This is a genomic window from Pseudoxanthomonas sp. P4_B2 (genome assembly GCF_056402315.1).
This window is the reverse complement of record NZ_JBFUHQ010000001.1, coordinates 200,905-215,505: the sequence shown is the minus strand read 5'-3', so window position 1 is coordinate 215,505 and position 14,601 is coordinate 200,905. Positions and strand designations below refer to the sequence as shown.

Below are 14,601 nucleotides of genomic sequence, written 5' to 3'. Positions count from 1 at the left end.
TCATGGCCATCATCACAGCAGATGGCGCGGAGCTGCCGGCGGCGCCGGCACCCGCCGCCAAGCCCTTCGCACCGCCGAACCTCGCACTGACCACGCTCGGGCTCACGCTCGCATCGTTCATGCAGGTGCTGGACACGACTATCGCCAACGTTTCGTTGCCGACTATCTCCGGCAACCTGGGTGCCAGTTCCAATCAAGCCACATGGGTCATCACCTCGTTCGCGGTGAGCAATGCGATCGCGTTGCCGCTGACCGGCTTCATGGCTAGGCGCTTCGGCGAGCGCAAACTGTTCATGTGGGCGACCTTGGCCTTCGTGATCGCCTCGCTGCTGTGCGGGCTGGCCAACAGCATGGGTTTGCTGGTGGCGGCGCGCGCGCTGCAGGGTTTCGTCTGCGGCCCGATGTATCCGGTCACCCAAGCGTTGCTGATCTCCATCTATCCGCCGCAAAAACGCGGACAGGCCATCGCTCTGCTGGCGATGGTAACGGTGGTCGCGCCCATCGCCGGCCCCATCCTCGGTGGCTGGATCACCGACAACTACAGCTGGGAATGGATCTTCTTCATCAACATTCCCATCGGCATATTCGCCAGCATGGTGGTCGGCAGGCAGCTCAAGGGCCGTCCAGAAAAACTCGAACGCCCGAAGATGGATTACATGGGCCTGTCGATGTTGGTGCTCGGCGTAGGCGCGCTGCAGATCCTGCTGGACCTGGGCAACGACGAAGACTGGTTCAATTCCACCAAGATCGTCGCCCTGTCCGTTATCGCAGCGGTCGCGCTGACGGTGTTCGTCATCTGGGAACTCACCGACAAGGATCCGATCGTCAACTTGCGCCTGTTCCGTCATCGCAACTTCGCGGCGGGAACGATCGCAATGGTGATGGCGTACGCGGCGTTCTTCGCGGTGGGCCTGCTGGTGCCGCTGTGGCTGCAGCGCAATCTGGGCTACACGGCGATCTGGGCCGGCTTCGCCAGCGCGCCGATCGGTATTCTTCCGGTTTTGTTGACGCCGTTCGTGGGCAAGTACGCGACCAGATTCGATCTGCGCTGGCTGGCGACATTCGCCTTCATGGTGATGGCGTTCACCAGCTTCTTCCGTTCCGGTTTCAACCTGGATGTCGATTTCGAGCGCGTAGCGATGGTGCAGCTGGTGCAGGGGCTGGGCGTGGCTTTGTTCTTCATGCCGGTGCTGACGATATTGCTGTCGGATCTGGAACCGCATGAGATAGCAGCGGGCTCGGGGCTCGCCACGTTCGTGCGCACCTTGGGCGGCAGCTTCGCCGCCTCGCTAACGACTTGGGCGTGGAGCCAGCGCACCACGGTGCACCATGCCCAGCTCACCGAACATATTTCCGCCTACGATCCCGCCACCCTACAGACGGTACAGACGCTGGGCAACGGCGATGTGCAACGCGGCGCGGTGGTGCTGAACCAGATGATTTCGCAGCAAGCCACACAGATCGGCTTCAACGAGGTCTTCCACCTGCTCGGCATCTTGTTCCTGGTGGTGATCCTGTTCGTGTGGTTCGCCAAACCGCCGTTTGCGGCGAAGGTGGCCGGCGGTGCGGCAGCAGGCGGGCATTGACAGATTGTAGGGGCGAGGCGAGTCGCGAAGCCCTAAGACCGCCCGACCCCTACGAGTTTCGCGACTCGCGTCGCTCCTACAAAGGCTTATTCGGATGCGGCTTCTAATGCATCGGACAATCGTTCGACCCCGATCACCTCCATCGCCTTGAATGCACCGGACTTTGGCGCATTGCCCTTCGCCACGATCGCCCGCTTGAATCCATGAGTGGCCGCTTCGCGCAACCGTTCCTCTCCATTGGGAATCGGACGGATTTCCCCCGACAAACCCACTTCGCCGAAGGCAATTGTCTTCTCCGGCAACGGCTTGTCGCGCAGCGACGACAGCACCGCTAGCAGTACCGGCAGGTCGGCCGCAGTCTCCTGCACGCGAATGCCGCCGACCACGTTGACGAACACGTCCTGGTCGCTGGTGACGATGCCGCCGTGGCGGTGCAGCACCGCCAACAGCATCGCCAGCCGGTTCTGTTCCAGCCCTACCGCGACACGGCGCGGGTTGGACAGCGGCGACGAATCTACCAGCGCCTGCACTTCCACCAGCAACGGACGCGTACCCTCGCGGGTAACCATCACGCAGCTACCGGGCTGCTGGGTACTGCCGCCGGACAGGAAGATCGCCGAAGGATTAGGCACTTCCTTCAAGCCTTTCTCGCCCATCGCGAATACGCCCAACTCGTTGACGGCGCCAAAGCGGTTTTTGAACGCGCGCAACACGCGGAAGCGGCTGCCGCTCTCGCCCTCGAAATACAGCACCGCATCCACCATATGCTCCAGCACGCGCGGGCCAGCAATACCGCCCTCCTTGGTGACGTGGCCGATCAGGAACACGGCGGTGCCGGTTTCCTTGGCGTAGCGGACCAGTCGCGCCGCGCTTTCGCGCACCTGGCTTACCGAACCGGGTGCTGCGGTCAACGAGTCGGTCCAGAGCGTCTGCACGGAATCGGCGACGATGACCTTCGGCTGCGCCGCGACTGCGTGGTCCAGGATTTTCTCTATTCCGGTTTCGGCTAATGCCTGTAATCCATCCATCGGCAGTCCCAGGCGTAAGGCACGGCCCGCCACCTGCGCCAACGATTCCTCGCCGGTGACGTAGAGCGAGGGCAAGCTCAGCGACATCTTCGCCATCGCCTGCAACAACAGCGTCGACTTGCCGATACCTGGATCGCCGCCCACCAGCACCACAGCACCTTCGACCAGACCGCCGCCCAGCACGCGGTCGAATTCACCTATGCCCGTCGAAACGCGTGCTTCTTCGCTGCTGCGCACGTCCTTGAGCGCGGTGATCTTCGGCGTTTCCAGCTTGCCGGCCCAGCCGCTGCGCCGCGACGCGGTAGGTGTGGCGGTAGCCGATTCCAGCACGATCTCGGACAAGGTATTCCACGCCCCGCATTCGGCGCACTGGCCCTGCCATTTGTTGTGTTCGGCGCCGCATTCACTGCAGACGTAGGCGGTCTTGCTCTTGGCCATGATGTTTTCGTTCGGCGAACCAGCGCACAGGATAGACGGGTGCCATCGCGCAGGGCGAGACTCGCGCGGGCAACGTCGCGCCCGCATTTCGCTCCCTCAAGCCATCCGCAGGGTGGCCCGGGTGGCGACTTCTGGTTCCTGCTGCTGTGCCGGGGCCGAATTCCGTATCTGTTCGGCACGGGCGTTCGCTTCGGCCATCTGCTGCGTGCTCTGGGCCAGCGGGGTATTCAGGCCCTGCAGGGTGTCCACGCTGGCGCGGCGGTGGGCGGGATCGTCCAGACGCCCTTGCACGGCGAAGGTGAGCTTGGCATCGCCGCTCATGACCACGTGATCGATGCCGCGCAAGCCCTGTTCCTTGGCCGCCACGGCCAGATGACCGCCCAGCTGGTCGCTGCGCAGATCGGAAACGCGGTTGTGCTTGGCGTCGATGGCATGGATACCGCGCGCCGCATCGCGAAACAGCGAGTGGTCCGGGTGGCTTGGATCGTTGAGCAGGGCGCCGGTACGTAGCGAAGGGCTCGGCGCCGTAGATTGCGGATCCTTTGCCGGAACATGCCCGCTGGATTCCCGAGCTGGCGCCGGTTGCATCAGTTGCTTGACCGCGGCGTGCTCGAGCGATTGCGTCCGTGCATCCAGGCTCGGGATTACCGTTTCTGTCATCAAATGCCGCTGGGTCGCTTCATTGCCCGCGCCCGGCGCGTGCTTGATGACAGCCCGTGTCTGCCAGGCGTTCATCAGGCCGTTAGGCCCAAGGTAAGTGGCTTCCGCGGCAACGACGGTACCCAATCCGGCTCCCGTTGCGGCCAATGCTGTCGGCGCGTGTCCAGTCAGGTTGCGCACCCCACGTCCGGCCTGATCGAACGCCTGGTCGATCGTCGCGCCGGTTTGTTCGGCGGACTTGCGCAAATTCGCGCCGGCCTGGTTGGCGGCCTGTTCCAGCAACTGCGCGCCCTGGCCTGCGGTTTGCCGGATGCTATTCGCATCACGTCCTGCGTGGTCCAGCGCCCCTCTTGCCTGTGCGGTCTTGAGATCGCAGTACGCCTCCGTGGCCTGATCGCGCCGGTCCGCTTCCTGGCGCAGGCCCGGTGCGATCTTGTCGGCGAAAGGCAGGTGGCTTGCGGCTCGCAACAGCGCATTGCTGGTTTCATTACCCCAGCGCTGGGTCACGCATTGCGTCATGGGTACCGCGGCCTCCAGGTATCCGCTTGCCACGCGCACCTGCGCGACCACTTCGCCGCCGCCGCGCACTTGCAACCCCGATATCTTGCCGAAGGTCTGCGCCCCCGCCTCAACGGCTTGGCCGGTGATTTTGCCGCCTACCCGATAGCCATCGCCCACGGTGTCCAAGGCGACGTCGGTAACCTTGCCGGCAGTAGCGATGCCCTCTCCCGCCTTTTTCCCCACATATGCCCCTGCTACGGCCCCACTCAGCACGTTGAGCAGCGGTCCTGCGTCCTTGGCCACTTCGCTGAGCGCCGGTTCTTTGGGGCGATCAATCAGATTGCCTTGCGTATCTCGCATTTTGGCTTCAAGCACCGGTTGTACCTGCCCGGCTGCCGTGGGCACCTGCTTGAGAGTCTTGTTTCCGGAATGCTCGGCGAGGTAGTCGACCAAACCCAGCGCGTCCTGCTGGGCCTGTTTGCTATGCGGCAGAAGCTCGCCCAACTTGTTGACCATCAGCTGCCGAGCTTCCGGCAAACGCGAAACATCGGCAGCCATGGTGGCGACCGCACCCATCTGCATCCGTTGCAATGCGTCCATGCGGCCAATCAGGGCCTGACCGTCAGTCAGCACTTCGCCTTTGACTTGGTAGGCGGTGATTGTCTTGTCCGTGTCAAAAACCGAGAGGCCTTGCTTATCGGCAAAACGTTGTGCCGTGATGGGGTTCAGACCAGAGGAATTGAAGGTAATGGCGGGGACGCCAGTAATGGCTGAGGCGGAAGACGCTAAGCCGCCGCCTAAGGAATGACCTGCAATTTCAAATTCTTTGCCCAACGGGGAGTTCTTTAGATCGTTGGCAAGCCGCATAGCCCTGTTGTAATAGTCGCTTTCCAGGCCAGCGCCCTGAAGGCCGTTGTTCACCCAGTCTTCCGACGCCGATTCACGGGCAACCTGCTTACCAGCATTATCGTGCGCTACCACGGCCCCATTGGAACCCTTGTAGCAGACCACGGGCTTTACATCTGCCCCGTAAACCTTACGGTCGGGAAGATAAATCTCAGCACGAAAGTTGGAATCGTCGGGCTGCAAATACTGTTTTATCTGCTGATCGGTCCAGTTGACTCCCGCTTGGCGCAGCAAGTCCGGATGTTCGCTTGCACGTATCCAGCCAGATTGCGACGAAGGTCGATGGGCGGCCGATTCGTACACGTCATCGGCCAGCCCGGCCACGTCCCGCACATGGTATTGCCGCTCCAACGCGTTAGCTTCAGCCGCGATCTTCGAGTCGCCAGAACGTGCCGCCTGCGCTCGCATTTCCGAAAGAAATTCGTCGCGCTGCTGCATCTGCAGTATTTTTTCTTCCAACGTCCGCGGATCCTGGGACGGAAGTACTGGCCCGACAGTAACGGTGGGCGTAGTCATACTCGGCTCCTTGCCTTGGGTTGACACGGCAATCAACGCTGTTCAACCTGCCATTGCGCATCGCTGATGTCAATCGCACAGGCTGCGGAAAACATAGTTTGTGATGTCACATTTACCAAGGGAGATAAAGGATGTCCAAGAATGGATGCATGTCCGCTTTCGGTAACATTGTTATCGCGCTGGTGTTATCGACATGCCTGACTGCCTGCCATGCGCAGCCCGCACGCGAACCCGCCACTGCGGGCTTTCCTGCCAGTAACTACTTTCAGGGCAAGGCGCTGGAACTGGCCGAGGCGGTTGATCGCAACGATGCCGCCGAGGTCCAGCGGCTGATCAAGCAGGAAGGCGTCAATCCGGATGTGATCTTCGACGAGAGCGCCATGCCCATGGTGGCTTGGCCTGTGTTCAATAAGAATCTGCCAGGTTTGAAATTACTGCTGGACAACGGCGCCAACCCTAATGCGCGCCGCATCGATTCGCGACGCACCAGCGGGCAACAACGCAACAATGCGCTGGTCTTTGCTGCTGGCGATGCAGATTCGCGTTATTTGGCCATGCTGCTCGATTACGGTGGCGATCCCAACACTCACAACTCCAATGGCGAGCCCCTGATCTACGTGGCCACACTGCAGGACCAATGGCCCAATGTGAAGATGCTGATCGAGCATGGCGCCAATATAAATGAAGGCCTCTATGTTCCCGAAAGCTACAACACGGCAGTCGCCTGGTATTCGAGTTTTGGCAACTTTGAACAGGCCTATTGGCTGCTTCAGCATGGCGCTGATCCTACTCGCACTACCGAAACACAAAAGGGCTCTAAACAAAGATATCGCATGCCTGTAGTAGATGAAATCTACTGGTTGCCAGTCAAACCACATATGATTGAATGGCAGCGGAAGTGCCAGCACTGGCTGCGAGAGCACGGTATCGAGCGATCGCCAATGCCGACCCAGATAAAGGACGACCGAATCCAATTGGGACTTCCCAGCGAGGAAAAGGATATTCCACTGCTATAAAGCCAGCGCCGGGCATTCCGTCTTGGATGGCCGTTGAAAACGTGCGATTTCGAGCCAAGGCGCCATCATGCCCCGCGACACCCCCCAGGTTTCCGTCATTGCCCATCGCGGCGCCAGTGCGCTGCGCCCCGAACATACGCTGGCCGCCTACGCCAAGGCGATAGAGGACGGAGCCGATGCGATCGAGCCGGATTTGGTGAGCACCAAGGACGGTTTCCTGGTCGCCCGGCACGAGAACGAGATCAGCGGTACGACCGATATCGCCGATCACCCGGAATTCGCCTTGCGCAGAACCCGCAAGTCCATCGATGGCGAAAAGACCGACGGCTGGTTCACGGAAGACTTCACGCTGGCCGAACTGCGCACGCTGCGCGCACGCGAACGGCTACCGCAGTTGCGGTCGATCGCCTATGACAATCAGTTCGGTATCGTCACCCTGGACGAGATCATCGAACTGGTCGCCAGTGAATCGTCGAAGCATGGGCGCACGATCGGCATCGTTCCCGAGATCAAACACCCAAGCTATTTCGCAAGCCTGGGCCTGTCCATGGAGGACAAGTTGCTGGCGACACTAGCGGCGCATGCCTACACGCGAAGCGCGCCAGTGATCATCCAATCCTTCGAAACCGGCAACCTGCGATACCTGCGCGATAAGATCGGGGCCGCGCACGCCAATATCGAACTCTTGCAGCTGCTGGGCGAAAAGGATGGACGTCCCTACGATGCGGTCGTTTCCAGACAGCGCACGACCTTTGCCGACATGATGAGACCCAGCGGCCTGCGCGAGATCGCAGGTTATGCCGATGCCATCGGAGTTTCGATAAAGAATGTGGACTTGCGGAGCGACGCGCAAGAAGCACGAAGCGCCCTGGTCGACGACGCGCATGCGGAAGGATTGAAAGTCGTTGTTTATACGTTCCGGCCGGAGAACCATTTTCTCGGTTCTGAATTCAAAGACGGTGGCGGAGCGGCAGAGCGCAACGAAGCCGGCTCGGTGTGCGAGATGCAGCGCTATATCGCCGCCGGAATCGATGCGATTTTCACCGATGATCCGGCGCTGGGCCGCAAAGCGGTGACCCCAGCATCGCGCGCTCGCGATGTCCGTTCTCCGGGAGAGTGATGCGCGAATGGGTCATTCGTAGGGTCGAACGCGAAAGACCGCACTGATGCGCGGCCCTTGCGGCTTCTTGGTCTTGGGAATGCCGTGCTCGTGGGTCGCCTGCGACGCGTAACTCATGCATAACAGACTGCCGGGCTCCAGATCCACGGCCAGCGTCCGGCGATTGCCGACCTTAGCGCGGATCAACATGCGGCGCGGGTCGCCCAGCGAAACCAGCGCGATGGGTTGCGGCGCCAGCAACAGGTGCGACTTGTCGCTGTGCATGGCCACACTGTCGTTGCCGTCGCGATAGAGATTCATGCCAACGCCGTTGTACGGCGCAGACACGACGGCCTGTACGCGCGCCAGCATATCCGCCAAAGGCAGTTCCGACGGAAACGCTTCGATGCGGTACGACGCCAACAGCCGCGGCACATCCACCACGCGATCGTACATGGGCCGTTGCAGATGCGTCCATGTGGCGTTCGCATGCAAAGTGGCGAACCATTCCTGCGCCAGCGCGGCGTCGACGAACCCGGGCCAATAGCGGATGCCGCCTTGCGCGTCGTCCACCAGCTGCGTCATCGCTCCGGCGAAAAGATCCAGTGAGAACGCGGCGGCGGACATCAGTGGAAATCCCGCGAAGTGGTGCGCAGGCCTCCCAGCATTTCGCTGAGATCCTGCATGTCCTGGGCGATGAGATGGGCCACACCGTCGACCTGTTCCCAGCGCCCACGCACCGCCAGCAGGCTGGCGCCCAGCAACGCTTTACGCCGTCGCTGGGCCACATGCTCCCAGACCACCACGTTGACCATCCCGTGCTCGTCTTCCAGGGTCACGAAGATGGTGCCGCTCGCAGTCTGCGGACGCTGGCGGTTGGTCACCAGCCCAACCGCATGCACGCTGCTACCGTGGCGTTTGTCGATCAAATCGCGCGAACCCAGCAATCGGCGCGCACGCAACTTCTCGCGCAACAATGAAAGCGGGTGCGCCTGCAGAGTCAGGCCGAGCGCACGGTAGTCGGAGAGCACTTCCTCGCCCATGGCCGGTGCCGGAAATTCGATCGGCCTCTCCTCCGGACTGCCGGGCAACAGCGGGTACTGGCGCTCGATGCCGGCGACGATCCAGCGCGCCTGATTGCGATTTCCCGCCAGGCTTTGCAAAGCACCTGCTTCGGCTAATGCATTGCGTGCCTTGTCGTCCAGGTTCGCGCGCAGGCACAGGTCGGCGATGTCGTGGAATGGCTGCCGCTGGCGCGCGGCCATGATGGCCAGAGCCGCTTGCTCGGACAGTCCGCTGATTTGGCGGAATCCCAATCGGATTGCCGGTTGCTTGCCCGCAGCTGCCTCGATACGAAAAGATCCGCCCACCAATGTGTTGTCGTAATCGCTGCAGACCACGTCTACCGGCAGAAACTCTACCGCAGCACGCGCTGCCCGGCCGCGCCGTGCATCCTGCACGATCTGGCTTGCGGGATAGAAGCCCATCGGCTGCGAATTCAGCAGCGCACAGGCGAACGCAGCAGGTTCATGGCATTTCAGCCAGCAGCTGACATAGACGAGTTTGGCGAAGGACGCAGCATGGCTCTGCGGGAAACCGTAGGAACCGAAACCTTTGATCTGTTCGAAGATCTGGTCGATGAAATCCGAGGTGTAGCCCCTGCCCTCCATCAGTTGGCGGATGCGGGCCCGGTGCGGCTCCATGTCGCCGCCCTGGCCCCAGGCCGCCATCGAGCGGCGCAGGTTGTCCGCTTCACTGGGGGTATAGCCGGCGTGTATCACCAATTCCATTACCTGCTCCTGGAACAGAGGGATGCCCAGCGTGGACTCGAGGATGTCCCTGACGCCCTCCGAGGGATAATCAGGTTTCTCATCACCCATGCGCCGGCGCAGATACGGATGCACCATGCCGCCCTGGATCGGTCCGGGCCGCACGATCGCCACTTCCACCACCAGATCGAAGAAGGAATTTGGCTTGAGCCGCGGCAGCATGCTCATCTGCGCGCGAGATTCGATCTGGAATACGCCCACCGTATCGGCGAGCTGGATCATGTCGTAGGTGGGCTGGTCGTCTGGCGCCACGTTGGCCAGGGCCAATTCATAGCCGCGGTGCTGCTTCACCAGATCGAATGCCTTGCGCAGGCAAGTCAGCATGCCCAAGGCCAGACAATCGACCTTGAGCAGCTTCATTTCCTCCAGATCTTCCTTGTCCCACTGGATGATGGTGCGGTCGGCCATGGCGGCGTTCTCCACCGGCACCAGATTCCACAACGGCGTATCGGAGATCACGAAACCGCCCACGTGCTGCGAAAGGTGACGCGGATGCCCGTGCAAGGCTTCGGTCAGGGCCAGCACGCGCAGGATCAGAGGATTCTCCGGATCGAACCCTGCTTCGCGCAGTCGCTGATCCATCGGTGTTTCGCCATTGCCCCAGCCGTAGCAGCCGGATAGCAGCGTGATCTGGTCCGGCGGCAGGCCGAAGGCCTTGGCCACATCGCGCAGCGCGCTGCGCCCGCGGTAACGGATCACGGTGGCGGCCAGTGCGGTGCGTTCGCGCCCGTACTTGTTGTAGACGTACTGCAGCACTTCCTCGCGGCGCTCGTGCTCGAAATCCACGTCGATGTCCGGTGGCTCGTTGCGCTCCTCCGACAGGAAGCGCGCCATCAGCAGACGGCTCTCTTCCGGATTAACCGAAGTGATGCCAAGCGCGTAACAGACCGAGGAGTTGGCGGACGAACCGCGCCCCTGGCAAAGGATTCCCAGGCTGCGTGCGTGGCGGACGATATCCTCGACGGTGAGGAAGAAGGCTTCGTATTTGAGCTTGGCGATCAGGGCCAGCTCGCCTTCGATGGTTTTGATCACATTTGCGGGTGCCCCCTGCGGCCAGCGCTCCCGCATGCCTGCCAGGGTCAGCGCACGCAAATGGCTGGCAGGCGTTACGCCGTAGGGCACCAGTTCGGCGGGATAAACATAATTCAGCTCCCGCAGATTGAAAGTGCATTGCCGGGCGATGCCTACCGCAGTTTCCAGCAAGGCGTGCGGATGGATATTGCCCAAGGCACGGCGGCTGCGCAGATGGCGTTCGCCGTTGCGGAACAGATGCGCGCCGGCTTCAGCCAGGGTCGTGCCCTGACGGATCGCAGTCATCGTGTCCTGCAATAAGCGCATGCGCCGCGTATCCATATGCACATCGCCAGTCGCCACCGCAGGCAAAGACAGGCACACCGATAATGCGAGCAATTCATGCAAACGTTGCGCATCGTCGCGATCGCGATGCAACTCCACCGCCAGATAAGCGCGTTCGCCGAAGGCGTCGCATACCCAGGCGCCCTGCTCTATCTCGGGACTGCGTCCGGGCAACCACAAGGCGAAGATTCCCGGCACGCCCTCCGCGCTGGCGTGGGCTTCGAAATCGGCGCGAGTGATCAGGTACTCGCCTTTTCCAGCAGCACGGCGGGCTTTCGTGATCAGCTGGCACAGATGGGTATAGCCCTGCTGGGTCTGCACCAGCAATACCAGCCGCAAACCGTCTTCCAGTTCGAACTCGCTGCCGACGATCAGCTTGACGCCGGTCACTTCCGAAGCCACCAGCGCACGCACGATGCCGGCCAGCGAGCACTCATCGGTGATGGCCAATGCTTCGTAGTCGCATTGCGCGGCGCGAGTGAACAGCGCTTCGGCACTGGAGGCGCCGCGCAGGAACGAAAAATCCGACAGGCAATGCAACTCGGCGTACGCAGGCAACGGATCGCCCGGATCGTTGGCCGCTTCCAGTGGCAGGTGGACGAACTTCACGCGAACCATCCATGCAGCATCCAGCCTTCGCGCTCGCCGACCGGCGCGAACGCCCAAGCGCGCTGACCCTGCGCGGTTTCCAATACGTAATAGTCGCGACGTGCGTCCTCGCCATCCCACCAGCCGCTTTCCAGACGCTCCGGCCCGGAAACGATGCGTAGTCCATGTCCGCGCAACGGCACCGGGTGCGGCAGCAGCCACGCGGGGCGGGGCGGCAGTACCGGTTCGATGGTAGGTCTGCCGTCGTCGCGACGCCAGGCACGTTCCGGCCGTGGATCGCCGGCCGGTGCGACGCGATACACGGCTTCGTCGCCCAATCGCGCACGCAAGCGTTCGCGCAGCTGCGGCCATGGCAGGGTTTGTTGCGCACGCGTGTCGAACAAATCGCGCGAGGCCGGCACGAACGGTGGCAGTTCGCGCGCCAGCAGGCGCATCGCCACCACCGGTTTCGGAATCGACACGCGCTCCAGCCGGTTGCGGGTGAGTTCGAACAGCATGGCCGGTTCGCGTTCAGCCGCAAGCAACCCCACTTCGACATCGGTGTGCGTGCCCTCCTGCTTCGTTCCTTCATGCTCCAGCCGCAGCACGAAGCGCTGCACGCCGCCATCGCGGATGGACAGATAGGTGCACAGGTCGCCGATCAGGCGACGCAGCGGGAACAGCAACGGCGGATGGTGCTCGACTTCGTAGCCCAACTCCACGCGGCTGTCGAAATGGTCCGGCGGCGCGTAGCAGTCCAGCGGATCGTCGGCTTCACCATACAAGCGGTCCACATGCGAGAGCAGTTCGAGGCCGAAGCGACGACGCAGACTGTCGCGCGGCAGCGAACGCAGCGCATGCAGGTCGCGCACGCCCATGCGATGCAGGCGTTCGCCGGCGTCATCGGGTAGCGCGGCGCGGCGTATCGGCACTTTCGCCAGGATTTCCCGCATCGCGGGCGCGGAGGTCACCGCCATGCCATCGCGCAGTCCCGCCAGCACGCGTGCCGCGCGCGGCGTCGGCGCCAGAGCGATGCGATGGGCGAAGCCCAGCGCGGTCAGTTCCTCGCGCAGCCGCGCTTCGAAACGCGGCCAGGGCCCCAGTAACTGGAAACTGGCGCGCGCTTCTAGCACCACGCAGCCGGGCCACTGCGCGCTGACCAGCGAACTGTGGCGATAGGCCCACGCGGCAAGAAAACGATGCCAGCGCGCTTCGGCCTGCGTGTCGTGTTCCACCGCGGCCATGTCGGCCAGCAACGCATGCGCGGCGGACAGACGCATGCCCGGAGACAGCCCTGCCTCCGCCGCCGATGCGTTGACCGCATACAGGCTGCGCAGATGCGCCGGACCGGTGACCAGCGCTAGCGGTCGTTGCGGATCAGGCAAACGCCGGAGGACAGAATCCAGCGCCAGCTGCGGCAGCAGTATGCAGGCCCACAACATGCGCGCGGCTCAATGCGTCGCCAGCGCGAAATTGCGCGAAGGCAGTTGTCCGCCACGGCACTTGCGCACATGCCAAGCGCCACTCGCTTGCTCGAGACGCAATGCGGCAGGCGAAGGGTTGGCGAGATGTTTGCGATCGCGGAAAGCGAAACCCAGGCAGTCGCCGCTGTCGGCCGCCACCTGCAGACGGCGCAGCGATTGCGCATCGGCATTGCGCGGCCAGCCGAGCACAGCAGCGCAGGTGCCGCTGCGCAGGCATTGCTCGAACGCCCACAAGGCATCCCGCGGCTGCGCTTCCACGATTTCCAGATGCGCCAGCTCTATACCGGCTGCCTGCCACGCCGGTGCGTAGGGAATGTACGGCGGCGCCACCACCACCACGGTACCGCCAGCCTGGGTCATGCGCGCCAAGGTGGGGAACAGCAGTTCCAGTTCGCCCACGCCATCGGCGGGCAGCAGCAGCTCGGTCAGCGCGCGGCGCGGCCAGCCACCTTGCGGCAGCAACGCATCGAGCGGCGCATGACCGGTGCTTTCGCCTTCCGCAGCGAGGGTGGCGGTGCGGCCGGCTCGCCACAAGGTCTGCGCGGCGAGCAAGGTTTCCAGTGCAACGACCGCGCCCATCAGCCCTGCCTGACCAGTCCGCAGTAGACGCCTTCGATGGCGAAATCCTGATGCGGTTCCACCACAATGGGAGCGTGCGCGGGATTGCGCGGCAGCAGCCGGATGTTCTTGCGGCCGCGTTCGAAACGTTTGATGGTGATCTCGCCATCCACGCGCGCCACCACCACTTGGCCGTTGCGCGCTTCGCTGGTGCGGTGCACGCCGACCAGGTCGCCGTCGAGAATTCCGTCGTCGACCATGGAGTCGCCCTGCACTTTCAACAGATAGTCCGGAGTGAGCGAAAACAGAGTACGGTCCAGCCACAGTTGCTGATCCAAACCGATGTCGGCGCCGATCGGGGAACCGGCCGCCACCCGGCCCAACACCGGCAGCGATACCAATTGGCCTGGCCCGCGCCCGCCGACCAAGCGAATGCCGCGTTTCTGGCCCGGAGCCAATTCGATCAAGCCATCGGCGACCAGGGCTTGGACGTGTTTCTGGGCCGCATTGCGCGAAGCGAAGCCGAATTCGTCCGCGATCTCGGCCAAGCTGGGTGCCCGGCCTTGCCCCTCCACCTGATCGCGGAGGAAGGCCAGCACGGCGGCGCGTTTGGGAGGGAGGGTGTCCATAGGTGTACATTTGTACACCTTTCGGTCGCATTAGGCGAGACGGGGAGGATATTCCGTCGCACCAGACTCAAATCACCTGTCTCTCCGCCTCAAGACCGTGACAGAAGGCGAGGTATATGATCCAGCGATGCCTTACAAGACCCGCTCCGAATTGGACGCATTGGTAGCCGCTTTGGAGGCTGAGGTGCCGATGCTGATCGCGGGCGCAGAACCACTTACACGGCAGAACATCTGGACCAGCCATGCCGAGATCATTCTTGCCGAGGCCCATGCGGAAGATTTCGACTATGTGTTCGATCGACTGGAATCGATGTTGAGGAAACACGACATCTTCAGCGGCCCAGCGGACGCTTAGAAACAATCGAGCCAACCGCAGTCGCCTGCCGCTGGTGACTTAGGCGTCAGGA

At 62.6% G+C, this 14,601-nt stretch carries 11 protein-coding genes; 4 read left to right on the top strand and 7 right to left on the bottom strand.

The genetic code is table 11. The features are described 5' to 3' along the window. Positions 1–2: 2 nt before the first annotated feature. On the top strand, positions 3–1,586 hold the full coding sequence (locus AC1DTQ_RS00930; protein ID WP_477847260.1) for a DHA2 family efflux MFS transporter permease subunit: 1,584 nt from the start codon (positions 3–5) through the stop codon (positions 1,584–1,586). Between the two features lie 86 nt (positions 1,587–1,672). On the opposite strand, the gene radA is transcribed toward AC1DTQ_RS00930, so the two are convergent. Beyond that, entirely contained in the window at positions 1,673–3,052 is a 1,380-nt protein-coding gene (gene radA / locus AC1DTQ_RS00925) for a DNA repair protein RadA (RefSeq protein WP_477847259.1), read from the bottom strand. Positions 3,053–3,148: 96 nt separating this feature from the next. Beyond that, complete coding sequence (locus tag AC1DTQ_RS00920; protein ID WP_477847257.1) at positions 3,149–5,635, bottom strand: Tle-like phospholipase domain-containing protein; 2,487 nt, start codon at positions 5,633–5,635, stop codon at positions 3,149–3,151. A gap of 131 nt (positions 5,636–5,766) precedes the next feature. On the opposite strand from AC1DTQ_RS00920, the gene AC1DTQ_RS00915 reads away from it, so the two are divergent. Together AC1DTQ_RS00915 and AC1DTQ_RS00910 are read left to right on the top strand one after the other, a co-directional pair. Further along, positions 5,767–6,651 carry an ankyrin repeat domain-containing protein gene (locus AC1DTQ_RS00915; protein ID WP_477847255.1) on the top strand — a complete coding sequence of 295 codons (885 nt, stop codon included), beginning with the start codon at positions 5,767–5,769 and terminating at the stop codon, positions 6,649–6,651. A gap of 67 nt (positions 6,652–6,718) precedes the next feature. Continuing rightward, entirely contained in the window at positions 6,719–7,771 is a 1,053-nt protein-coding gene (locus AC1DTQ_RS00910) for a glycerophosphodiester phosphodiesterase (RefSeq protein ID WP_477847254.1), read from the top strand. A 12-nt stretch (positions 7,772–7,783) separates the two neighbouring features. On the opposite strand, the gene AC1DTQ_RS00905 is transcribed toward AC1DTQ_RS00910, so the two are convergent. From AC1DTQ_RS00905 to lexA, 5 genes are read right to left on the bottom strand one after another with little or no spacing between them, the layout of a single operon-like run. Further along, positions 7,784–8,356 (bottom strand): alpha-ketoglutarate-dependent dioxygenase AlkB family protein, encoded by a 573-nt coding sequence (locus AC1DTQ_RS00905; RefSeq protein ID WP_477848338.1) that lies wholly within the window; start codon positions 8,354–8,356, stop codon positions 7,784–7,786. Between the two features lie 20 nt (positions 8,357–8,376). Continuing rightward, a complete protein-coding gene (locus AC1DTQ_RS00900; RefSeq protein ID WP_477847253.1) occupies positions 8,377–11,553 on the bottom strand; it encodes an error-prone DNA polymerase in 3,177 nt (1,058 codons plus the stop codon). After that, positions 11,541–12,965, bottom strand: coding sequence for a Y-family DNA polymerase (locus tag AC1DTQ_RS00895; RefSeq protein WP_477847252.1), 1,425 nt, complete (start codon positions 12,963–12,965; stop codon positions 11,541–11,543). The genes AC1DTQ_RS00900 and AC1DTQ_RS00895 overlap by 13 nt, the downstream gene beginning before the upstream one ends. A gap of 9 nt (positions 12,966–12,974) precedes the next feature. Then, positions 12,975–13,586 (bottom strand): translesion DNA synthesis-associated protein ImuA, encoded by a 612-nt coding sequence (imuA, locus tag AC1DTQ_RS00890; RefSeq protein ID WP_477847251.1) that lies wholly within the window; start codon positions 13,584–13,586, stop codon positions 12,975–12,977. Beyond that, positions 13,586–14,194 carry a transcriptional repressor LexA gene (lexA, locus tag AC1DTQ_RS00885; RefSeq protein ID WP_477847250.1) on the bottom strand — a complete coding sequence of 203 codons (609 nt, stop codon included), beginning with the start codon at positions 14,192–14,194 and terminating at the stop codon, positions 13,586–13,588. Before lexA ends, imuA begins: the two co-directional genes overlap by 1 nt. A gap of 127 nt (positions 14,195–14,321) precedes the next feature. Here lexA and AC1DTQ_RS00880 point away from each other — a divergent pair, with 127 nt between their 5' ends. Further along, on the top strand, positions 14,322–14,549 hold the full coding sequence (locus tag AC1DTQ_RS00880) for a hypothetical protein (protein WP_477847249.1): 228 nt from the start codon (positions 14,322–14,324) through the stop codon (positions 14,547–14,549). Positions 14,550–14,601: the final 52 nt, after the last annotated feature.